Genomic DNA, 23,709 nt, shown 5'->3' on the forward strand with positions numbered 1-23,709 from the left:
AAATGCATAACATTAAACCCTCGATAACAACTCACTATCGTCTTCGTTCTTGGAATCTTTATTCCATAGTTCTTGGAAATAACTATTGTTTTTATAGAGGTGATCAAAGTTGCCTTCTCCAACAATCATTCCATCTCTGACAAGTAGTATCTTATCTACATTCTTCACAAAACCAAGTCTATGGGCAATAATGACTACTGTCTTCTCCTTATAGAGCGTTAAAATCGTATCCATAATACTTTTTTCTGTTATATTATCAAGCGCAGATACCGGCTCATCAAGGATTATTAAATTTCTTTTCTGCGCAATGATCCTACCAAATGCTAATCTTTGTCTTTCGCCACCCGATAACTTCATTCCTTTTTCGCCAACTAATGTATCAAGCTTCTCTGGGAAACTGAGAATTTTATCTTTAAGATGAACTTTATCCATTATTTCATATATTTCATCATCAGGTATCTTGTCATCAAAAATAATGTTGCTGCGTATGGAAGTGTCAAATATCGGCGCTTCTTGAGAAATATATGAAATATGATCGTAAAAGCTGTTAAGTTTAACATTATCAATGTCCTGATTATCAATCAATATTTTTCCAGACGACTTCTTCAAAAGCCCTAACATTAATTTAACAATCGTCGACTTCCCGCTTCCACTTAACCCGACAATCGCTACAGAACTACCCTTGTCTATTGAAAACGAAATATGATTCAAGAAATTGGTATCTCCATAACTAAATGTCACGTCTTCAAATTTAACTGCACCAGAGAAACTTTTTAATTCCTCTCCAGACTCTAAGTTTTTATCTTCAGGTGAGTTTAAGAATTCTTCGAATCTTTTGTAGGTCACTTTATTTAATTTGTAATCGACATAGATGACATTGAAAATCGCAACTGGCATATATACTTTATCAATAAACATAATCAGTGCCACAATCATACCAATCGAAGCATTTCCTGCTAAGATATTATTCACGCCGACAATCAACACAATAATTTTAATGATGTTCACCAAAAGAGCGAAGATAGCAAAGAATGATTCATGGATCATTCTGATTTGAGCACTTTTCTTAACAATATCATTTGCCGTCATATTCAGGCGATTGATTTCTTTTTCATATCTTTTGTTCACTCGAAAGACGACAAGCTCCATGAAGCCTCTTATGGAATACTTCGACATTTTCTCTTGGCTGACTAGTAAGGAGGATTTGATATTGTATAAAAATTTCAACAGTATATTGGTAAGCACAAAAATAACAAGATATCCAAAAGCAATAACGAACATAATCTTGATATTGTAAAAACTGATAAATAATAAACTGAAAATGATCGTAGGCAATAACTCATGAAATATCCTTAAATAGAAGGAATAAATCATGTTCATCCCTGCAGAGGCACCATTATCAATTACCTTGATCATTTCTCCAGTACCTATATTTTGATAGGAGCGGTAATCAATTTTTGAGACTTTGCCTAATGCCATCACTTTAAGACGCTCTAAAATACTATTCGATAAGTACACTTGGGGATACTCAACGACATAACTAATTATCGTGGAGGCACCAAGCAATACCCCGTAAAGAATAAGCAGTTGCAAAAGTTCTTCAAGCTGATTGACCACCAATACCTTATCTAGTATTTTTTGAAAAACCATTATTCCGTAGGTATTACAAAACTGCAGAAAAAATCCTAAAACGATATAAGCAACAATCCACCACTTAAAGATGAGAAAACACTTTTTTAACAAGCAAAATCCCTCCAGGAGTATACATATGTTTATGTTTTAATATATGGTTGCAGATAGTAACCCGATGTATATAACAAATTCCACACAACCATAAATATTGCTGTTTGAATACCCTTTTTGCGCGCAACATCAGGAACTTCGTGCCAGAAAGCCCCTACACCACTCATAATCCCTTTCTTGACTCCTATTCTTTTTCCAGTCCCATAATAAAAAGCAGCACGTAGATCTTGTTTTATCTTCAGCGGTACATGATTTATTTCTGCTGTAGGTAAAGGAAAGACCCTAACTTTAGATTTTCGTATACGTACATTGAGTTCTGCATCCTCAACCCATTTGATCTGATGATCAAAGTAATAGCCATATACATAATCAATAAGTTCCTTTCTAAGACCTAGTCCAGGGGCAAAGGCAAAACCTGTATTGGTTGGGTCATTAAGATACTCACGCGCTTGTTTAACAATATTACTCTCCCAACCATTACTCATAAAATTAATCTTCCCGTTAACAATCATTTCGTCTTCCAATGCATCATAAAACTTTCTAATGGTCCCAGCTGAAAACACACAATCAGAGTCCATTAATATGACCTTTGGATATGTAGCAGCATGCATACCAACGTCTCTTGCTTTACTTAAATTCCTCTCATCAATCGTTACTATCCTTAGTTTTTGCTTCTCTTCTTGCAATTTTTGAAGCAATTTCATAACTTCTTGCGTTGGTCCGTTAGCAATGACGAGTATTTCACAATCTTCATCAATGGATTGAATACATTGTTCTATTCTCAAATCATTCGCCACTGCAATTAGAATGGTCAGGTCCATATTTCCTCCTATTAATCAGTAACTACTTTAATATAATCCTAATTTCCAATAATAGAAGTGTAGAAAGAAGGATTCGTAATGCCTTCCGTATTTAAAAGAAGAATGGAGGAGCTATCTAAATTCAAATCACAGGCTAGCTCCTGATTATCCATAATGGCCAATAATCCAGCAAGTGCAGCTGCACCGCTTTCACCTGCCATGATTCCTTCTTCATGATACATTCTCATTGCTTTAGTCACGTAATTATCTGATATTGCAACACTTAAATAGATGCTGTTCTTCAATAAATCCCATGCTATTAGCGAGGGATATCCACAATTTAGCCCCGCCATAATTGAATCTTGTTTGCCTATGCTAAATGTTGGCTCGCCTTTGATTAAAGATTCCATCATACAGTCTGAGCTTAAAGGTTCGACTGTTATAATCTTGGTGTTAGACTTTCTATAATGATGAAAATAAAGGGCTGCAGCTGAAGCAATACCTCCAACCCCCACTGGAACAATTACATAGTCAAAACTTCTGTCTCTTTGAATTTCCAACTCTTTAAACAACGAAGTATAGCCTAATACGATATCAAGTGGTCGGTCCATATTATTGGGATATGCCGTATCAGATACAATATGCCATCCCTTTTGAAGGGCATCCCTATTACACTCTTGTACACAATCATCATAAGTTCCGTCGATGAGTACAACTTTCGCCCCTTCTGTCTCTATATTCTTAATTCTTGAATCAGCACTATCCTTAGGCATATATATCACAGCATGTTGATCTATTAATTTCGAAAACCAGGCAACTGCCTTGCCATGATTACCATCTGTTGCTGCTGTAAAAGTAATAGACTCTAGTGTATTAAGAGATGAATCCCATAAATACTCCACTTCAAATGTTGTTTGTTTCACTTTTCCCCAAATATCACGGATGATACAATATATAGAATAACTCGCACCCAAACCTTTGAATGATTGTATTCCATACCGATTGGACTCATCTTTTACAACCAATTCACCAACACCAATTTCTCTAGCTAGCTCATCCATGTTGCAGAGTGGGCTAAGTTGATAACCAGGAATTCTCTTATGGAAATCTAGCACTCGGTTGCTACCTAAATGTTCAACATACTTTTCACGATATTCGATATTTGTGTTAGCATTCCGATAGATCTTAACCATGTACATCACCCCTCCTAATTCCTAAGAACTAGTGGTTAATTCTATTTTTCTAATATTCATCTTCTTAAGCAGTTCTTCACTACCGTTCGCCCAACCATACCATTGTTCCCTCGCGCGTGGCACAACTTCATAGTCGATAGGATCAACCAAGCCAACTCTCCTAAAAGCATGATATCTAGTAACACAGTTACCACAGCTTCCACATGCTTTGTAATGAGCACCCACATCTTTGGGATCTACATAATTCAGACACGACCAGCAATGTTTAAAATTAATATTCAAATGGCTACCCACATATACCAATTCGCTTTTACCACCTAAATACAATAGTACGGGGTACAGTTCAATTTCTTTTGAGCAGTTCTGGAGATTAAGGACTTTTTGAAACACTTCAAAATACGGGAGTCTATTATCTGGTGAGAGGGTATCGTCATGATGTCCACCTGTGACGATAAATTTAATGTTATTTTTCAGTGCATAGATAATTCCAAAGTTAAGGAGGTTTGTATTACGGAAAGGCACATATTCTAATTTGGAATTATCATTCTGCAATTTAGTATCATCTCGTAACAGAGCTGAGCCTCCAATCTTCGAGATGCAGCTCAGCGTTATTTCGTCATATGGTACATTGTCATGTTGCCTAAAGTCATTAATTATTTTTTTGATCGAATATTGTTCCTGATAACGGTTGGATTGGCCGTATTGAACGTTGTATAGTGATATGCCTTTGCCCAATTCTTTCATGATGTATGCAGCAACTGTGCAATCTAATCCTCCGGAGAACATAATAAGGGCTTCATCGTCATTTACGCTGATCGGTTCAGGTTGATCGACACGAGATTGGAAATCCATATTTAGAATAGGGAATTTGATATCTATAAAATGCCCCTCTAATGTTCCTACATTCGCCAATTCATTGATTGCATCAATATATTCATTAACTTGGTACGAAATGTTCTGAATATCATGTTTCGTCCATGGAACCCACAGATATTCACTCCCCACTGCTTCCGTTCTTGCAATGGCTAGAGAGAGAACCGTCAGAAAATAATGAGGTAAAGCATATACATCCTCACCTTCCGTAAGAATATTCTTCTCACTAGTTTCGGAGTATAATGCCTGTATTTCTTCAATATAATATATTTCATGGTCTTGAAGGTCGAAGGTCATAACTAACTGAGATAAATAAGTTTGGTAACGAGGATTATGATTAGGCGCAATCATTAATGGAAGTATATATCTAGAGGGCACGTTGGAGTCTAACATTTTAGTTATAGCTGATTTATCTTTTTGTTCGTTACCGGATACCATCAATACATGAACCCGAGAATCATATTTATCGGATAATTCTTCAAATGATGTTGGATGCATCACTTTTCCCCCTTCTATTAAACCGTTTGATATTTGGACAGGAGCATTTTTCTATCCACTTTGCTATTGGCGTTTCTAGGGATCGAATCTATCAATATCCACTCTTGGGGTACTTTAAACGGTTCAATATTGGCAATTAAATATGATTTAACTTCCTCAAGTTCACTATTAGCGTTACCTTTTGTAACAAGATAACAAATCATTTTATGGGTCCCTCTATCTTCTACAGCGATAACACAACATTCTTTAACTATCGAATGCGCTTCTATCATCATTTGCACTTCAGAAATCTCCACACGATAACCTTGTATTTTTATTTGAGTGTCTTTACGCCCAACAAACAAAATATCGCCATTCAGATTCCTCTTCACTAGATCTCCTGTAAAATATACTTTCTCCATGCTTTCAGGGAATAATGGGTTTAGACGCAGTGCATTTGAAGTAGCATCCGGATTCTTCCAATACCCACTCATAATACTGTTCCCTCTTACAACCAACTCTCCGATCTCATCGGGTTCCGTAACTAGGTTCGACTCATTTAATATCATTAATTCTGTACCATCTATCGGTTCTCCTAAAGGAAATCCTTCTATATGATCAGGAACTATATAGTTGATTTCGTGGAAAGTACTACAAGCATATGTCTCGGTTGTGCCGTATCCATTAATAAATGTAGTTTGAGGTAAGTACTGCTGTAATGCTCGGATTGTATTAATTGGACAATTTTCATATCCAAAATATATTTGCTCAAGCTGCGATAAGTCATATTTAATAAGGACATCTTTATGCTCTGCAAGAAGTAATAACAAAGAAGGACCACACCCGAAATTTGTTATTTTCTCTTCTTGCAGTACCTTAAGAAAATGTTTTATGGATACTATATCTTTATATAAATATACGAATCCACCACCGATAAAGCTTGGGACAATCTCTGTAAGGAATGGATCAAATGAAAGTGGCGTTTTACATAAAGTTCTTGTTCCTTCGTTATGATTAAATCGTTTAGTAACATAATTCATAAATGGAGTAATATTTTCATGTCTAACCATGACGCCCTTGGGCTTTCCAGTTGTTCCTGATGTAAACATAATGTTTATAATATCTTTACTTACAATGATCGGCCTCTTTACTAGCTCTAAAGGAAAACGGGAATATTCTTCAAATAAGATGCAGTCTGCCAGGTCATTTCCGTCACCATGAACAATAATTTTTAATTCCTTCATTCGCTCTAAAGGCAATAGATCGTGCAGATATCTATCTTCTGCTATTAACAACTTCGACTCCGTCTCATTAATGATATGATTCATATTATCTTTACTGCTAGTGACATTGATAGGGACATAGATTGCACCACTCTTCATGATGCCCACTAACATCACAATAGCATCTATAGAAGCATCCATTAATAATGTGATCCTATCACCTTTACTAACACCTAATTCAAACAAAAAGTTACAAAACTGATTAGAATGCTTTTCAAGTTCTCCGTGTGTCATACACACATTATTTTCTTTTAATAGAACATTGTCACTTGTACGTACTAAATTATCTCTCAAATAATCATGCACCAATTGACTCATCAGATTCACTCTCCCTAAAATTCATTCGCAAGATTTGAGGCTGTAAAATGTTGATGGATCCAATCTTGATTGTAAATCGTATCCATGTATCGATCGCCTCTGTCTGGAAATATGGTTAATACCTTAGGCTTTTTCGTTAACACTTTCCCTTTAAAATATTCCTCTATAGCACTAATCACCAGACCAGAGGACCCTCCTGCAAGAATAAAGGATTCATTAAGTAAGCGATGACACATTTTTATTGCTTTAAATTCCTCTACTTTAACGACTTCATCTATAAGGGAATCGGCTAAAATGTCAGGAACCATACTAGAACCAACACCCGGGATAAATCTTTTCTTCGCAGAGCCTCCAAAAATTACAGATCCGACAGCATCTACGGCTACTATTTTACAGTTCGGATATTGTTCCTTTATACGTCTTGAAAGACCTGTGATTGTCCCCCCTGAACTCACACCGATAAAAACATAATCAATATGATCCAATTCATTACAAAGCTCATTCCCAAGAGATGAATAATAGGCATCTGCGTTATAACGACTTCCATATTGATTTATCCAGTATGCATTATCACGTGTAGCTAACACTTCTTGAACTTTCTCAATTCTGTTTAGCAAATAACCTCCATGTTTATCTGGGGAACTTACTTTTATAACTTCATGACTTAAGCTCCTAATTAACGCTTCATTCACTTTCGTAATATTCGGATCAATTACACATAAAAACTTTAAACCAAGATATTTACAGTAAGTAGATAGAGCGATTCCAAAATTCCCGGAAGAAGATTCAATAATTGTTGTCTCTTTATCAATCAGACGTTCTTCAAGTAATTTATTCAAAATAAACGATGCAGCTCTATCCTTGATACTTCCAGTGGGATTGTAATATTCTAATTTGATGAATAGTTCCAACTCTTCAAATCCGTTCATGAATAGCGTTATCAGAGGCGTATTACCGACTTTTTCTAATAACTGCATAATATTCCCCATTCTTTTAACGATTTTTAATCCAATATCAATCCGATGCCTCGTTTAACCGCTTCTTCATAAAAACAATGCCCAATAGCAACATCGAACACACTCATCCCCATAGGGTTGAACATAACCGATTGGTTTCTAGAAACCGATTTCAAGTAATTATGGCAAACAACTTCCATTATCGAGATACATTGTTCTCTACTTAAACCATAACAATCTTTCAGCCTTTCAATATCTGTATCTGCTCTTGCAACTTCATCCCAATCATCAACGACGATCACCATCTCATCTAAAGAAATGGCTTCTGTACAATAATCACGTAATGATACATTTAATAATAATGAGCCCTGTTTAGGTTTCTTATTTATGTATCTTTCGCTAGCTACTGTACAAGTAATACAAATATCAACTTCTTCATAACTATCTTCCCAATGATCAACAATATTGACCTTGCAAGACGGTGCGACTTCCTTAATCTTGTCAGGATCGATCCCTTTCTTATCATATAGATAGACTTGATCGAGCTTACTTCCAATTAAATGTTCACACATATTCAAGTGATACTGACCAATCGGTCCAAACCCTATAATGCCTACTTTGACTGACTGATCTTCTCTTGCTTCCAAATACTTCTTTATTATTAATCCACTTACTGAAGCCGTTCTAATAATGCTTAATAAAGCACCGTTAATGAAACTAATAGGTTTGCCCGTGTGCGAGTCGTTCAGTATGATGCTGCTATGTGCACGGGGCAGCCCTAAATTATGATTGCGAGGAAAACTAGCTATCCATTTGATTCCTGCCACATCGAAATCACCACCAAGAAAAGCAGGCATAGCAATGATTCGATTGTCTGGCTCGCGATATTTTAAATAGGGTTTAATAGGCTGAGCATAATCTTTCGTATCCATACAACTAACCGCTTTTTCGATTACTGTAATCGTGTCAGACCAACTGGGAGAAATACGCTCACAATCTATTTCATTTAAATATCTCATCAGAGAACCTCACAGTTTTTCTTCCGAAGGTATTCTTGAAGATGCATTACAATCTTGTTAATGGAAGATAAATCGTTCTGATTCAGCACGCTATCATCAAATTCAACATCAAACTCTTCCTCTATTCTGAGTATGAGTTGAATAAATGTAACAGAATCAACTCCATAACTAATAAGCGGCTTATCAAGGTCAACTATTCGTTCTGAGTCCATATTTTTAAGAGAAACAATATGTTGAATGACAGTTTCACTTAAGGAATGCTCCAATTTATTTGCTCCTTCCATTAGCCCATGCCTACTAACTTCATAAACTCATCGTTTCTCCTGTCTAAATCTAGGAAACAACCCGTCATGGATTTGGTTAACGTATCGCTGCTCTGTTTTTCAACCCCCCGCATCATCATGCAAAGATGTTTTGCCTGTATTATTACAGACACCCCTTGTGCTCCTAGATAGTCTGTAAGCGTATTCGCAACTTGTTGAGTCAATCTCTCTTGCACTTGAAGTCTTCTTGCATAATGATTGACAAGCCGTGCTACTTTACTCAAACCTACAATCTTTCCATTTGGGATATAACCTACGTGGCAAGTCCCCCAGAAAGGAAGCAAATGATGTTCACACAAACTATAAAATTCAATATTTTTTACGATAACTAGATCGTGAGAGTCTTCATTAAATATAGCTCCATTGAATAGTTCATCTAAGTCTTCATTGTATCCACTTGTAAGAAAACTCATCGCTTTAGCAGCACGTGCTGGTGTCTTTAGCAGTCCCTCTCTCGTGCTATCTTCTCCAATACCTTCGATAATTTCTTTATATAAATGTTCCATAATATATACACATCCTATTGTTAGTAGTTGAGGAGTTGGATCTCCTATTTAAATTGATACATCGTACATTCATTTTCATTTCTTCAATATGATTTGGTTGTTAAACACTAAAACATTTAAAGGACTATTAACAAAATAATCAATTGCGTCCTCTATATGAAAGATAATGGGTGTCTTTAAATTAAATGAGGTATTAATTACAATTGAACTTCCGACTTTATTTCGTATAGCTAAAAGCTGGTTATAATAATCGTGATTGAAAGCCTCTTCAACAAACTCGGGTCTAAATGTCTGATCCACATGAATAATAGCAGGATGCGCTAAACTAGAATCACTTGCCTTATAAGCGATATTCATATATTTCCCATACAATTTCAGATGGTCTACAACTTCTACACTATCAGCTATTAACATACTAGGTCCGAGTGGTCTCCCTAATTCTCTTACCTTTATGTCGCTATTAATGTAATCCAGACGTTTTACGTCTTTGGCGGAAGAGATAATGCTTCGATTTCCTAAGGCACGAGGTCCCCATTCGTTTCGACCTTGGAATAACGCAACAACATGGCCTTCTGCAATGCTTTCAGCAATGGAAGATTCGGCACGATCGGTCACTTCAAAAGATAGATTCCTTCGATTTAAATGTTCAATGATTTCTTCATTCTCATACTCAATGCCAATAAAGGGGTTGAAGAAATCGCCCTCTAGTTTTACTGGATAACCTAACTGATAAGCAAGTTCTAACCCAGCTCCGAGTGAAACACCTGCATCATTTGCTGCTGGATTAATAAAAATGCTCTCGACACCATCCAAATTCAATAATTTACCGTTCATAATACAATTTAAAGCTACTCCACCACTCATACAGATATGGTCTATGCCATGTATCCCCACATGCCACTCCACCATTTGTGAAGCAATACTTTCGAGTAATGCTTGAACAGAAGCAGCCAGATCTTTATAGACATCATCAAATTCGTAGAAAGAATTTACTTTTTCCTTCAAATGAGATATTCCTAGTGTTTCCTTAAAGTAAAATTCCCACATCGCTGTTATACCAGCTTGATCTCCAAGAGCACTCTTATCTGCAAATCTATTTATCCTTTTGTATATACTGTTCATCGATTCGTTTAGATGTACTTTACCCTCGTTAAAAACAAAGCACTTTTTTAGCTCATCCAAATAACGGGGGGTTCCATAAGAAGCTAGTCCCATCGTTTTTCCAGATTCGTGATTTTGAAAGTTAAGCATTCTGTTTACTGCCTCATATAAGTAGCCCAAAGACTCTGTTACCTGAATATTATCAATAAGCTGGATACTATCATTCTTCGCGATCCAAATACTTGAAGACTCTGTTTCTCCTTGTCCATCTAGCACAAAAATCAACGAATCACTGTACCCTGATGTTCTATAAGAACTTGCGGCATGCGCCAGGTGATGATCGATATATTTAATAGGAATAGCTTTATGAATCTCAGCACCGGGGAATAGCTCCTTTAATAAATCCTTATCATCTGGAAAAGGAAAACGAGCACCCTTTAAATCGTATAACTTCGGATAATTCCAACCAAAAACGATATAGTCAATATCATTTACATCCAATTGAAAGGTCTGTAGCAAATAATCAATCGATTTTACAGGGAACGTATCAAAGGCGCATTTATTCCGTGTAACTTTTTCTTCTTCAAGTCCCCCTAAAATCTCACAGGAATGAGGCGTGACTTCAATAAGTACTGCAGATGCATCATGTCCGCTTTCTAACCATCCATTTAAACCAAGAATTAGTTGTCCTTTCTTGCTAAACTCTATTTTTTTCATTCAGATCACAACCTACTATTTTATTTTCAATTAATGTACCAATACCGGTGCAGAGCACATTTCAAATCTTGCAATAAAAGAGTTGAGTAATGGAATTTCAGGGTGTGTGATTGAATTACACTTTTCTTTGGTTTCCCCAAATTAATGTGTGCAGTTGAGGCAATACTCTGACATCGTTCATGCTCGGGTCCTGAATGACACGATCACATAGCCATCTTAAACCTTTCAAGATGTGGTCAATGCCGTCATCTTCACTATAAGGTTCGATATTTCCTACGGATAAATAAAATTCAATGGATGGGTAGCGATCATGCAAAAATTTTGCGAAATCATAATCCTCTTGATCAAAAACAACTACTTTTAAGCTAAGTTTCCTACCCTCTTGGCTCACCTTATTCACTATTTCATCAAGTGTTTCGAGATCAGGCTTCATTTTTGAACTTGGTGGTTTTGGAGAAAGGACCATATCGTCTACGCTTAGAAACCACTCTTGATACTTACTACCTTGAGTTTCTACCCCTACTGAAATTCCATCTTCATGAAGGAGATGAATTAAATCTTGCATACCTTGACCAATTAAAGCCGGATTTCCGCCCGTAATTGTAACGTGATCGAAGTTATCCTTACCTAAAGTTCTAAGTTCCTCTAGTACTTTACCTGGCTCTAGGATCGTCGCTTTTTCAGTACCATTCCATGTAAATGCAGAATCACACCATGAGCATGAATAATCACAGCCGGATGTTCTCACGAACATCGTCTTTCTACCAATTATCATGCCTTCACCTTGAATGGTTGGACCAAAAATCTCCGAAATGGGAATGATTGACTTCTTAACTGTCTTATTCATTAATGTACGCCCCTAATTCAGCCATAAAGTAAGGTCCAGTCTCAGGGATATCTTCAGCCATAACTTCTGCCCATCCGGTTGGAGTTTCCCACAGACGCACAGAATATAACGGTAACTTAAGCTCCATCAAACGCCAGCAAATATATAAAGCCATATTTTCGACTGTTGTACGGAAACCTAAATGACATACTTTAGAACCGGATTCGATCATTTTTTCATAAGCCGGTTCATTCCCCTGAGCAATAAAGGCATGATCCAGTTTATCAACGATCTCTCTTTTTACAATTGATTTCAAATCACTAAAATCAATTACAAAACCCTCGTCAGAAGGATTCGATTCACTGATAAGACTTGATTTTAATTTCACTTCTAATTTATACGTGTGTCCGTGAAGATTTGCGCATTTCCCTTTGTGGTTTACCAACTGGTGTGCACTATCAAAACTAAATGTCTTACATACTACTACTTCATTTTTGGCCAAATTAATTACCTCACTTTTCGAATATTAAATCCCTATTGAAAAGAAAACGAAATAAAAGTATATAAATATACTATTTAGTAGTTTATTCCAGTTAAAATACCTCAACAAGGTTATTAAACGCTGATTTATTATAGTTTTCCACGAATTTTACAAAAAATGTGATAATATTCATCGATATGCTAAAATAATCTAATATATAAATAATAAGTAAATATATGTAATAATAAAACGAAGAGATATTCGGTTTTAAAGGCATAAAACTGTTGACTTATTTAGAGATATAAAATAGATTAATTACGTAAAATAGTATAATATTTACCAATTTAAAGGTGGAGAAACAAGAATATAAGTTATGGGGCGATCTAATTATATGGATATTTTGTCAAACACCTTATTCTATAGTTATATGAACTGTCGAAAATCCCAAGTTTTACGTCAGCTCACAGGGAAAGCACCTATTGAGTATCTTTTTTTCAATGCGTATGAAGATAATGCAAATATTTATAAGGAAATTATGCAAGGTGGGAAGAATGGCTGGAGTTATCCATGGGCCATTGAATTAGACAACGAACTACTTGGTATCCAGGAAATTGAAGTCCTTTTTGAAAACTTCGATTCCGCTGAACATCATATATCTGATATGTTAAGTCATTCATCTGAGGTTTATATTTGGACAAGAAACAAGTATATACCTCATATGGAGATGACGGACAGCGACCCTGATGGTGAACATTCCCTTACACTGACATCCTATGTTGAGGGCAGTTATTCAGTAATTGATTATCCCTTTGAACAAAGTTATTCAAAAGAAATTATCCAGGCAGGCTTCGACCATGTAAATGCAGAAAAACGAACCGTAACACGGTATGCGCTAACCAATCCGGAAATCGATAATAAGGCAAAAAATAAGCTCATCCTTTTGTTTGAGCATTGCATCCAAAATCTCTCTCATGATTTTTCTATTTACGATGGGGTCGTAAATGACTATCATCATATGGAATGGAAGCACTGGATGACCAGAACCATTCAAGTTTTTGGTGTTATTTCACTGTCGCGAGCGCTAACCTCTTTGTTTATGAACGCAACATCTTTTTCAGAGGCATCCACCGTTTCCTTGCAACATATCTCCAAAAGTGCAGAATCCATCAAGAACTATCTCATGAAAGCTACCTATGCCCCTAAAAGATTCGATATTAATACGTTCCAAGAAAAATGCGATGTTCTTAAACAACTCGACATGAAATGTCTCCAAGACATTCAACATGAAATAAAAACAGGTGTTAAAAAGACCCTTATCCTAAATGAATTATCCCCCCCAAATACATTTCTAGTTGAACACGTAACCGATACGAGTATGTGGTTAGTGTGGGAAGACCCGCAGCAGGAATTTGAATCCATACAGTATGACATCTTTCTTAACAACGAACTTATTGCAAGTTGCGATTGTAACCAATATACGATTCCCAATCTAGAACCACTCAAAGACTATTCCGTTCATATCATTGCAAAAAATCAATATGGGCAGATCAGTGAAAAGAAACAAGTTGTAGCCACAACCACAGAATTAAAGACGCATGGAAATCTATCATCCTATAAACCTGTTTTTGCATCCTCCGTTGAAAGTAAAGAGTTTCTAAGTTGCTTTGTTGTTGATGGCAACCCAGCTACCCGATGGAGCAGTGATTACAATGACAATCAATCCATCTATGTGGACTTAGGTTGGAAGAAGGAGTTTAACAAAATTCGACTTCACTGGGAGGGTGCTCACGCCTTAGCGTATGATATTCAAATCTCTGAGGACGCAGAAGAATGGTCTACGATTTACTCCGAGCATGCAGGCAAGGAAGGAATACATGAACTCGATAATCTAAATCTTGTTGGACGATATGTGAGAATAGTCTGTCACAAAAGAGCGACGATATTTGGATATTCTCTCTGGGAGTTTTCAGTATTTAATTCGAAATAATACTTTTTAGGCCATACAACTGTTTCATTTCAATTGTCATACAACCTTGCCGCCAATAAAAAACACCTCCAAGACTGTATCCATATCTTTCGATATGAATGCAACTTCTTGGAGGTGTTTTTTATTTAGTTTAGTTGTGCTAAATAGATTTACTAAAATTCTACATCTTATAAGCTTTCATCGCTTTACCAAGCTCTTTCAAGCTAGGACGCTTACCGTACATGAGAACACCGGTGCGGTAGATCTTCGCTGACAACCAACCCAAGAGTAAGATCGATACGATCAGGATCGCAAGGGATGCGAGAATTTCCCACAGTGGTGGTTCCCCAAGACCGATACGGACGATCATCGACGTTGGCGATATGAATGGAATGTATGATGCTACCTTCATCAGCGTAGAGTCCGGTGCACCGAGACTGAAGATTGCAATGTAGAATGCTGCAAGCGACAGCATAGTGATTGGCATAATCGCTTGACCAAGATCTTCTGTGCGGCTCACAATGGAACCAACAGCTGCGTAAATAACCGCATATAGGAAATATCCAAAGATGTAGAAGATAAGCCCGAACACGAGTAACATGGGATCAACAGCATTCAAATCTAAATTCAGGGATGATAATGCATCAACATTGTGCGGAAGCATCAAGTTCACAGCGACAACCACACCAAAAGCAGCAATCTGTGCAAGTCCGAGTAAGAACATTCCGATGACTTTACCGAACATTTGACTGAGTGGAGATACACTTGTAATGAGGATCTCCATAATACGGGAGCTTTTCTCCGTTGTAACCTCCGACGCAATCATGTTTCCTGTTCCCATCAGCGTGACGAAGAACAAAATAACCAGTGCATATACAACTACGTAATTGATGGCTTCATCTTCTGCTTTTTCAGCAGGCGTACCGTTCTCTTCTCCAGTGCCTAAACCGCTGACACTTTGAGCATTAATCTGAACAGGGGTATTAATCTCTTTAATCTGCTCATCCGTTAGGGTTAACCCTTCCACTACGCTGCGGGTCTTAGGTCCTTGGAGTGCAGCTTGCAGTGTAGATTGAAGCTCTGGACTAATGGCATCATCTTCTGAGCTATAAATTACAGCCGGGAATTCACTTCCCTCTTGTGCTTGAAATTGAATATACCCTTCGATAACTCCATCAGCTACATCCTTATTCAAGGCAGCTTCATCCAGCTTATCGTATTTCACCAGCTCGTAATTGGTTGTAAGACCACCCATCGCTTGGGTTAAATCTTCGGCTAAATTTTGTTGTTGTTCATACACAAGACCAATCTTGGTTGGTCCCTCTGCTTTATCACCACTAAACAATTGAATGAAGAATGGAATATTAATACCGATGGTAATAAGAAGTGCAAAAATTAGCGTCGAGACAATAAAAGACTTCGTTCTTACCTTATTCATAAATGTAAATCGAATTACAGTCCACATACTATTCATTGGATTCACCTACCGCCTTAATGAATATTTGGTTTAACGTTGGTTCCTTCACTTCAAACCGGTGGATTACACTTTGTGACATCGCTGTATTAAGAATGGCTTGTGCTGCATTCACATCATTGATTCGAACAGAATAGCCATCCTCTGTGCGGTTAACTCCCGTTACACCTGGCAGTTTTTCCAGCCCATTTACTTCATTAGAAGTACCTAGCACAACTTCCTCACGCGGGTAACGGGACTTGATTTCTTTCAGGCTACCTTTTACGACCGTATTAGAACGATGCAAAATCGTAATGTTCTGGCACAGCTCCTCAACATGCTCCATCCGGTGTGTCGAGAACAGAATGCTAGTACCCTTGTCACGAAGCTCTTTCACTGTTGATTTCAGCAATTCCACATTCACGGGATCTAGTCCACTAAACGCCTCATCAAGAATCAATATTTCTGGATTGTGAACAACTGCCGCAATGAAGCCCATCTTCTGCTGGTTCCCCTTGGAAAGCTCTTCGATTTTCTTATTGTAATATTCCGGTACTTCAAAACGTTCAAGCCAGTAACGAAGACTCTGATCTGCATCTTTAGCTGACATCCCCCGCAATTGAGCCAAGTACGAAATTTGTTCACTTACTTTTACTTTTGGATACAATCCACGCTCCTCTGGAAGATATCCCATGATGCGGCGCAGATCTTTACTATATTGCTGTCCGTTGTATAGAATGGTCCCTTCGTCAGGGTAGATCAGCCCGAGCACCATACGCATCGTTGTCGTTTTCCCCGCGCCATTCGCTCCGAGTAGACCGTATATTTCCCCCTCTTCCACCTGAAGCGAAATCTGATTGACTGCTGTTTTGTCAGCATAAACCTTAACCACGTTTTCTAATTTCAATCGTTGCATTGTATGATCTCCTCTCTCTTAATCCCGCACGCCGGCAGGTTTATTCCCGTTGATCCACAAGCCTAGAACTTCATCTAACTCCAAACTACGTGTCTGTATAAATGGTATTCCAGCAGATTGTAGTATCTTCTCCACTTCCAAACATTCGGTTGTGACAAAAGATACCGTGGTTGCTGATTCTTGCTTAAAACTCACGATGCCCGGCAGTTCACTTACCAATAAGGAGTCTCCCGTTACCCAGCATTCCTTCCAGTTGTCTAGCAGCCCATCCTTTTCTACCATACCGAGCATTTTCCCATGATGCATAAGGACAATAAAATCAGCTAGCCTGCGGATTTCGTCCACAACATGAGTAGACAATACAATTGTGGTGTTTCCGTCTTTCATGCAGTTTCGGAGTTGATCGATCATTAACTTCCATGCAAAAGGGTCAAGGCCCGATGACGGTTCATCCAAGAGTAGAAGCTTCGGCCTAGGAGCTAGAGCTGCAGCAATCTCGAACTTTCGTCGTTCTCCCTTGGACATCTTGTGCAGCTTCACACTACGCGGTACCTCAAACTTGGATAATAGCTCATCAAAATAATAACCATCCCAACTGTTATACCAATTGGATCGGAAGCCCGCCGCTTCTTCGGCTGTCATATACTTCTCTTCGGTACTTAGCTGCTCTGGAACGAAGCCGATCTGTTGACGGATATCTATCGAAAGGCCATTAGAATTGGTTTCGCCAAACCAAGTAATCTCACCTTCATCTGGGAGTACGGTCTGAATTAACATGTTAAGGATTGTACTCTTTCCCGATCCGTTCGGTCCTACTAGCGCAACAATATATCCTTCTGGAATCGAAAGATCTATCGGACCTATATTTTTTGTACGCCGCCGCTTTGTGACATTACGTAGTTCAATCAATTGGGGTTCCACTAAGTTTCACCACCTTTTTGCTTATGGTATTTACGCTGTACAATCTCCATAAATATGGCTTTCAAGTCTTCCTCACTGCAATGCACGGAAAGTCCCGTTTCGACAGCAGCTTCTAGAACCTCGATAATCGTTTCTCTCTTAAATCTTTCTCGCGTCTGATCGCCTACTCCGGCAACAAATGTACCCGTACCTTGTCTTGTTCTCAGCAATCCTTCGCCTTCTAAATCCTGATATACCCGACGTACTGTAATGACACTGCAATTCAGTCCGCTGGCAAACTCCCTTATCGATGGCAAGAGTGTCCCCTCCTCGATCTGTCCGCTTATAATAAGTGATCTTAATTGCGTCTCAATCTGGTGATACAGGGGCTCAGCACTGTGCTCGTTAATTTGAATCGGGATTCGCACCTATTTCACCTCACCTTGTCTACATATTCCATGGACTTGCAATGCATTCCTAAATCATTCATCATGACAGATCTCTAAGCCTAATCCGCTTGTAAGTCAGACGACACATCAGTGCATATCCTAAAATACCTATGATCAGTGACCCCCACATATAGGGAGATAGAAGCTTCCACTTACCTGATACGTCTATTAGATAGTTAAACAGACTAAATCGGAAGCCTATGAAAAACAATCCTAGAATGCTAATTGCAAACACCAGCGTAAATAAAAAGTTAGTCCAGAAATATGATTTTCCATTCTTCATACATTCGAAGTATACATAAGACCCATTAATCAAAATTCCAATACCGATCCATGTAAGTCCAAAAGCCACGTAACTCGCCAGACTCATGTTGGCCCTTAGATCAGATGCAATCGCGTAAGTAACTCCGAAAAAAATAGTTCCATTCACGATAAAAGCACCTATCCCCATAAGCGCTCTGCTCATAATAACGGCTTCTGTAGGAACTGGAATACTTCGATAATAGAACAGCATCTGTGTGTATGAATCTTCAGTCAAGTACTTAAATGATCTACGTGAGAAGATGAATCCAAGCATTGGAATGAATACAAGCATCAAAAAGTCCGCAAAAGGATTTACAAACTCAGGCTCTTGAAACATACTGTTCACAAAAAAACTTAATACCGTTGCCATATAAAGCATAAATATAATGGTCCACACGATTTGCAGTTTGTCGTTCCTTAAATCTTTAGATATGATCTTCATCGCTTGGCTGACGGTCTGCAACACGGTTCACCCTTTCATTCGGTGTGTATATAGGTGTGCTTATCTGTGCTTACTGTGTATATCTTTATACACAGTATATAGTCCTGTTTTATCGTTGTCAACCCTAATTATTCCAAATTTGCGCATAAAAAAAGGAGGCCGTCCAACTGTAGAATTCTCTACAGAAGGAACAGCCTCTCCTATGTTCTCTAGCCTTTAATGCTACATTCCAAATATAACTTTCCATACCGGCTGCGTATGACCGCCTGGGTACAATAGGTATAGCAATGTATATACGGCAACTCCTGTAATCGCAGTAAAGAACCAGATCGTCGCGGTTACACGTCCCCATTTACGGTGCTTCGAGTACTTCTCCTTGAATCCAAGAACAAGTGTCGTGATCCCAAATACGGCAGCAACCGTAGCCAGCGTAATATGAAAGATGAGGAATACTTGATAATATGGTTTCAAGTTATCCGGTCCACCCCACGCTGTATTTCCAATGAACACTGTTCTTGATGAGTAAATGATAAAGAAGATAATCGCTGCAATGGCAGCCCAGATCATCACCTTCTTGTGCTCATCTCTCTTGCCTTTGATGATTAGTCTCCATCCAATTGCTACAAGCACAGCACTAATTACGATAAATGTGGTGCTGATGGTAGGAAACAGAAAGAATAAATCCATGAACATCCTCCTTAAAAATTACACTTGATTGATACGACTAACTGGCATCTCCGTTGGCATTGGATCATCCTCTTTATTTTCACGCTTATACCAATGGAAGAATACATAAGCCAGCATAGATGCAAAGATGATCTCTTGGAAAAACTTCATGATGATTCCGCCGACTCGCTGGTCAATCCCTGGCTCCAAATATCCAAAAAAGGAAGGTCCACCGAACTGTTCCAGCAAGATGGAGGGATCTCCTGGCACACAATACCCCATTGCTTTAGCCCATGTGTTAGGATCACTGTATGTTGCATACATCGGTTCACTTGAGAAGATAATCAATGCACATGCTGGAGTCAGAAGAACCATGTTTAAGAAGATAAATCCCATCTTCATCAGGCCCGAAGTCTTGTCCTTCTCAGGGATTGGCTGTATAATCGCCCACCACATTGTGATCGATGTAATAAACAGTAATAAATAGTACAGACGGTGAACCCAAAAGTTCAACATGACAAAGTCATGGATAACAGGGATATGGTAGAACGAAAATAGACCGTTAAATACGACTGCAGCCACAATCGGACGCGTCAGAAAAGCAAGCTTCTTAAACGGATTCTTCCGATCGATCTCACGCCATAACCATACCGGAATGCCCAGGATCAATAGCGGTGTCGCCATTAAATAAGACATCGCCATGCTCACCATATGAAATGAGAACATCGTATGACCCAATAGATTTATCGGACCACCCTGAGCCATATACATCGTTAACATCCCAAAAACAAAGAGTGTCTTTCTGCCAGCGGATACAGGCTCACTCCCCTTAAACCGATTACTAAGCGGACCCGTAATTAAGAAGTAACCTGCTGTTACGATTAACATGAATGCAAGAAACAGCGGACTCCATTTTGCTGCAAACGAAAAATATTCTAAACCCAGCATGCCAAAAACCTCCCCTAATGGGTGGAAATTCTGTCTAAATTGTGACAAGGGCCTTCTAACAGAGAGAAACGGTTTGTCCGTCCAAATCGCAGACGGTAACCGTTTCTAAGGGAAGCATCAGCCCACTGATTCTGAGTCTCATGCCAATTTAATATTTCGAAAAAAAGAGGTGGCGCAAAGCCCACCTCTTCTTATTTTACCACCAAACCCAATACAATGCCATGACAATAGCTGTACTAGCGACGAAGAATCCGCCAACCATAAACAGGATCGGCATGAGATGACCTTTATCTTTCAAGTGCATCCAATACCCCATCTGTACAAACACCTGCAGTACGGCCATCACCAAAAGAAGTATTACCGTAAAGACTGGGTTTATCCCACCGGCAGCAACCATCGCAAAGGCGATCGCTGTCAACACAATAGAGAAGATAAATACGATAACATGTTTCTGTGGTCCTTCATGACGATGACGATGCTTAACCCCATGAATTTCTGATTGCTGTTGATCTGCAGTCATTCTTTAGCCCACCTTTCCAAGTAGGTATACTACTGAGAAAATGAACACCCACACTACGTCGATAAAGTGCCAGTAGATAGCAGACACATAAATCTTCGGTGCTGTAACAACCGTAAGGCCTTTAGTAAATAGCTGACCGATCAATAATCCAATCCATACTACCCCGAAAGCTACGTGAGCACCGTGGAAGCCGACCAGCGTAAAGAACGCTGATGAAAACGCACTTGTTGTCATTCCGAAATTCTTATGAACTACATACTCATAGAACTCATAAATCTCAATACCTAAGAATGCAAGACCGAGAGCAACGGTAACAGCAAGCCAGATCTTTAGAGACTTCACATTGTGACGGTGCATTGCTTGGATAGCGAATACACTGGTCAAACTACTTAATAGTAGGATGAATGTCGCCACCCCAGTAAGCGGAAGTGAGAACAATTCATTAGCTGTTGGTCCTTCATTCGTCTGGTTCCGTAATGCTAGGAACGTTGCGAACAATGTACCAAAGAGAACAGCTTCTCCACCAAGGAAGAGCCAGAAGCCGAGCACTTTATTACGGCCTTCCAAGGTCGCTTTTTCCGGCTCGTGAGGAAGTTCTCCGTTTACATGTTCTGCGTGTGCGGATGTCATGCTTTTCCCTCCTCTTCCAGTTCTTCAGGATCAATGTGATAGCCTGGATCATCAAACAGAGAACGTACAAGCATTGCGCCGAACGTTATCACAAGACCGATAATCAGAACAAGATAATTATTGAAGATAAAACTCATGAATGAGTTCGTGAACTTTTCGTCACTGAACATAAATCCGAGTCCTGCAATGAAAAGACCAAGACCCATAACAAATGGCAAGATTGTTGGCGAAGGCATGTGGATCGGACCAAGCGGCTCAGCCGGAGTCATCTCTTTGTTACCTGCCATCTTCTCTTTCCAGAAAGCATCCAGACCACGTACAAGAGGAATCTGTTTAAAGTTATACTCTGGTGGTGGAGAAGGAATACTCCATTCCAAAGTACGACCATCTTCCCAAGGATCAGCCGGAGCATCTTTCGGCTTACGTGATGTAATAGCAATGTTATACAAGAATAACAGAACACCGACTCCCATCAGGAAAGCACCGATTGTACTGATGAAGTTCATCAAATCGAGATCCTGGTTCGGAAGGTAGGTGACAATACGACGCTGCATTCCAAGCAAACCAAGGAAATGCTGTACAAAGAACGTCATATGGAAACCGATAGCAAAGGTCCAGAACGTCCATTTACCAATCGTTTCATTAAGCAAAGTACCGAACATTTTAGGCCACCAGTAATGTAATCCGGAGAATAGTCCAAATACCAGACCACCTACAATTACATAGTGGAAGTGAGCTACAACAAAATACGTATCGTGGAACTGGAAGTCAGCTGGTGCTGAAGCTAGCATGATTCCAGTTACGCCGCCCATTACAAATGTCGGGATAAAGCCGATTGCAAACAAGTTTGCACTGGTGAAACGAATTTGTCCGCCCCACATGGTGAATAGCCAGTTAAAAATCTTGATACCTGTTGGTACCGCAATCAACATTGTTGCAATGGAGAATAGCGCATTGGCAACCGGACCAAGTCCTGTTGTAAACATGTGGTGAGCCCAAACCATGAAGCCCAAGAAGGCAATCAAGATCGTTGCAAACACCATGGAGCTATATCCAAACAACCGTTTACGAGAGAACGTTGGAATAACTTCAGAAATGATACCGAAAGCAGGCAAGATCAGGATATATACTTCAGGGTGACCAAAGATCCAGAATATATGCTGCCAAAGTACGGGACTTCCCCCCGCTGCTACATCAAAGAAATTAGCCCCAATAATTCGGTCGAAGCTCAGGAGAACCAAACCAACCGTAACCGCTGGGAAAGCGAACAAGATCATTGCAGAAGTAATAAATGAAGCCCATGTGAACATTGGCATTCTCATGAATGACATTCCTGGAGCACGCATCGTAATGATCGTTACCAGAAAGTTAATACCACCAATCAATGTACCCAGACCTGCAATCTGCAAGCCTATGGTATAGAAGTCAACACCGTGAGTTGTACTGTAATCACTACTCGATAATGGCGTGTATGACGTCCAACCCGCATCTGGGGCTCCACCCATAATCCAGCTTAGGTTCAGTAAGACTCCGCCGAATAAAAACGTCCAAAATCCGAGCGAGTTAAGAAACGGAAACGCGACGTCACGTGCACCGATCTGTAACGGAAGAACTGCATTCATTAGTGCGAAGATAATCGGCATAACGCCTAGGAAGATCATTGTCGTTCCGTGCATCGTAATCAATTCGTTGAACACTTGCGCGGATACGAAATCGTTCATCGGTTTGATCAGCTGCATACGAATTAGAATCGCTTCAATACCACCGATACCGAAGAACAAACCACCCGCGAGCAGGTATAATACCCCGATTTTTTTGTGGTCAACGGTCGTTAGCCAGTCCATCAACCCTGAGTAGCGCTTGACGCTATGGCTATGAGCATGAGCATGAGCCAAGATTG

23 protein-coding genes are annotated in these 23,709 nt (G+C 39.1%); 1 reads left to right on the top strand and 22 read right to left on the bottom strand.

The genetic code is table 11. The features are described from left to right. Window positions 1-12: 12 nt before the first annotated feature. From AC3WJJ_RS16115 to queD, 12 genes are all read right to left on the bottom strand, one after another. The gene (locus AC3WJJ_RS16115; protein WP_492542243.1) at window positions 13-1,743 is read right to left on the bottom strand and encodes an ABC transporter ATP-binding protein; all 1,731 of its coding nucleotides are present in this window, start codon (window positions 1,741-1,743) and stop codon (window positions 13-15) included. Between the two features lie 29 nt (window positions 1,744-1,772). Further along, window positions 1,773-2,564 carry a glycosyltransferase family 2 protein gene (locus AC3WJJ_RS16120; protein WP_492542245.1) on the bottom strand — a complete coding sequence of 264 codons (792 nt, stop codon included), beginning with the start codon at window positions 2,562-2,564 and terminating at the stop codon, window positions 1,773-1,775. 38 nt (window positions 2,565-2,602) lie between these two features. Next, window positions 2,603-3,736 (bottom strand): diaminopropionate ammonia-lyase, encoded by a 1,134-nt coding sequence (locus AC3WJJ_RS16125; RefSeq protein ID WP_492542247.1) that lies wholly within the window; start codon window positions 3,734-3,736, stop codon window positions 2,603-2,605. 21 nt (window positions 3,737-3,757) lie between these two features. After that, window positions 3,758-5,107, bottom strand: coding sequence for a 7-cyano-7-deazaguanine synthase (locus tag AC3WJJ_RS16130; RefSeq protein WP_492542249.1), 1,350 nt, complete (start codon window positions 5,105-5,107; stop codon window positions 3,758-3,760). A 17-nt stretch (window positions 5,108-5,124) separates the two neighbouring features. Next, a complete protein-coding gene (locus AC3WJJ_RS16135) occupies window positions 5,125-6,687 on the bottom strand; it encodes an AMP-binding protein (RefSeq protein WP_492542251.1) in 1,563 nt (520 codons plus the stop codon). Between the two features lie 14 nt (window positions 6,688-6,701). Continuing rightward, window positions 6,702-7,664, bottom strand: coding sequence for a 2,3-diaminopropionate biosynthesis protein SbnA (sbnA, locus tag AC3WJJ_RS16140; protein WP_492542253.1), 963 nt, complete (start codon window positions 7,662-7,664; stop codon window positions 6,702-6,704). Window positions 7,665-7,690: 26 nt separating this feature from the next. Further along, the gene (locus AC3WJJ_RS16145; RefSeq protein WP_492542254.1) at window positions 7,691-8,662 is read right to left on the bottom strand and encodes a 2,3-diaminopropionate biosynthesis protein SbnB; all 972 of its coding nucleotides are present in this window, start codon (window positions 8,660-8,662) and stop codon (window positions 7,691-7,693) included. Next, window positions 8,662-8,946, bottom strand: a complete 285-nt coding sequence (locus AC3WJJ_RS16150; protein WP_492542256.1) for an acyl carrier protein — start codon at window positions 8,944-8,946, stop codon at window positions 8,662-8,664. The genes AC3WJJ_RS16145 and AC3WJJ_RS16150 overlap by 1 nt, the downstream gene beginning before the upstream one ends. Continuing rightward, window positions 8,946-9,491, bottom strand: coding sequence for a GTP cyclohydrolase I FolE (gene folE, locus AC3WJJ_RS16155; RefSeq protein ID WP_492542258.1), 546 nt, complete (start codon window positions 9,489-9,491; stop codon window positions 8,946-8,948). Before folE ends, AC3WJJ_RS16150 begins: the two co-directional genes overlap by 1 nt. A 75-nt stretch (window positions 9,492-9,566) precedes the next feature. Beyond that, window positions 9,567-11,309 carry a carbamoyltransferase C-terminal domain-containing protein gene (locus AC3WJJ_RS16160; RefSeq protein ID WP_492542260.1) on the bottom strand — a complete coding sequence of 581 codons (1,743 nt, stop codon included), beginning with the start codon at window positions 11,307-11,309 and terminating at the stop codon, window positions 9,567-9,569. A gap of 115 nt (window positions 11,310-11,424) precedes the next feature. Next, on the bottom strand, window positions 11,425-12,156 hold the full coding sequence (gene queE / locus AC3WJJ_RS16165; RefSeq protein WP_492542262.1) for a 7-carboxy-7-deazaguanine synthase QueE: 732 nt from the start codon (window positions 12,154-12,156) through the stop codon (window positions 11,425-11,427). Then, window positions 12,149-12,637, bottom strand: coding sequence for a 6-carboxytetrahydropterin synthase QueD (gene queD / locus AC3WJJ_RS16170; RefSeq protein WP_492542264.1), 489 nt, complete (start codon window positions 12,635-12,637; stop codon window positions 12,149-12,151). Before queD ends, queE begins: the two co-directional genes overlap by 8 nt. 370 nt (window positions 12,638-13,007) lie before the next feature. Here queD and AC3WJJ_RS16175 point away from each other — a divergent pair, with 370 nt between their 5' ends. Beyond that, the gene (locus AC3WJJ_RS16175) at window positions 13,008-14,603 is read left to right on the top strand and encodes a discoidin domain-containing protein (RefSeq protein ID WP_492542266.1); all 1,596 of its coding nucleotides are present in this window, start codon (window positions 13,008-13,010) and stop codon (window positions 14,601-14,603) included. A 160-nt stretch (window positions 14,604-14,763) separates the two neighbouring features. On the opposite strand, the gene AC3WJJ_RS16180 is transcribed toward AC3WJJ_RS16175, so the two are convergent. The 10 genes from AC3WJJ_RS16180 to ctaD form a co-directional block, all read right to left on the bottom strand. After that, window positions 14,764-16,056 (bottom strand): ABC transporter permease, encoded by a 1,293-nt coding sequence (locus AC3WJJ_RS16180; protein ID WP_492542268.1) that lies wholly within the window; start codon window positions 16,054-16,056, stop codon window positions 14,764-14,766. Then, window positions 16,049-16,951: an ABC transporter ATP-binding protein gene (locus AC3WJJ_RS16185; RefSeq protein WP_422659650.1), complete on the bottom strand. Its 903-nt coding sequence runs from the start codon at window positions 16,949-16,951 to the stop codon at window positions 16,049-16,051. The genes AC3WJJ_RS16180 and AC3WJJ_RS16185 overlap by 8 nt, the downstream gene beginning before the upstream one ends. An 18-nt stretch (window positions 16,952-16,969) precedes the next feature. Further along, entirely contained in the window at window positions 16,970-17,872 is a 903-nt protein-coding gene (locus AC3WJJ_RS16190; RefSeq protein WP_492542271.1) for an ABC transporter ATP-binding protein, read from the bottom strand. After that, a complete protein-coding gene (locus tag AC3WJJ_RS16195; RefSeq protein ID WP_492542273.1) occupies window positions 17,872-18,279 on the bottom strand; it encodes a GntR family transcriptional regulator in 408 nt (135 codons plus the stop codon). Before AC3WJJ_RS16195 ends, AC3WJJ_RS16190 begins: the two co-directional genes overlap by 1 nt. A gap of 61 nt (window positions 18,280-18,340) precedes the next feature. Further along, window positions 18,341-19,066, bottom strand: coding sequence for a hypothetical protein (locus AC3WJJ_RS16200; RefSeq protein WP_492542275.1), 726 nt, complete (start codon window positions 19,064-19,066; stop codon window positions 18,341-18,343). Between the two features lie 201 nt (window positions 19,067-19,267). Continuing rightward, window positions 19,268-19,732 (bottom strand): DUF420 domain-containing protein, encoded by a 465-nt coding sequence (locus AC3WJJ_RS16205; protein WP_422659646.1) that lies wholly within the window; start codon window positions 19,730-19,732, stop codon window positions 19,268-19,270. An 18-nt stretch (window positions 19,733-19,750) separates the two neighbouring features. Next, complete coding sequence (gene ctaG / locus AC3WJJ_RS16210) at window positions 19,751-20,659, bottom strand: cytochrome c oxidase assembly factor CtaG (protein ID WP_492542278.1); 909 nt, start codon at window positions 20,657-20,659, stop codon at window positions 19,751-19,753. Between the two features lie 196 nt (window positions 20,660-20,855). Next, window positions 20,856-21,179: a cytochrome C oxidase subunit IV family protein gene (locus AC3WJJ_RS16215; RefSeq protein ID WP_492542280.1), complete on the bottom strand. Its 324-nt coding sequence runs from the start codon at window positions 21,177-21,179 to the stop codon at window positions 20,856-20,858. Window positions 21,180-21,182: 3 nt separating this feature from the next. Beyond that, on the bottom strand, window positions 21,183-21,809 hold the full coding sequence (locus AC3WJJ_RS16220) for a cytochrome (ubi)quinol oxidase subunit III (RefSeq protein WP_422659643.1): 627 nt from the start codon (window positions 21,807-21,809) through the stop codon (window positions 21,183-21,185). Next, complete coding sequence (gene ctaD, locus AC3WJJ_RS16225; protein WP_422661363.1) at window positions 21,806-23,653, bottom strand: cytochrome c oxidase subunit I; 1,848 nt, start codon at window positions 23,651-23,653, stop codon at window positions 21,806-21,808. The genes AC3WJJ_RS16220 and ctaD overlap by 4 nt, the downstream gene beginning before the upstream one ends. Between the last annotated feature and the right edge of the window lie 56 nt (window positions 23,654-23,709).

It is taken from the genome of Paenibacillus sp. FW507-14B1B, assembly GCF_058781425.1.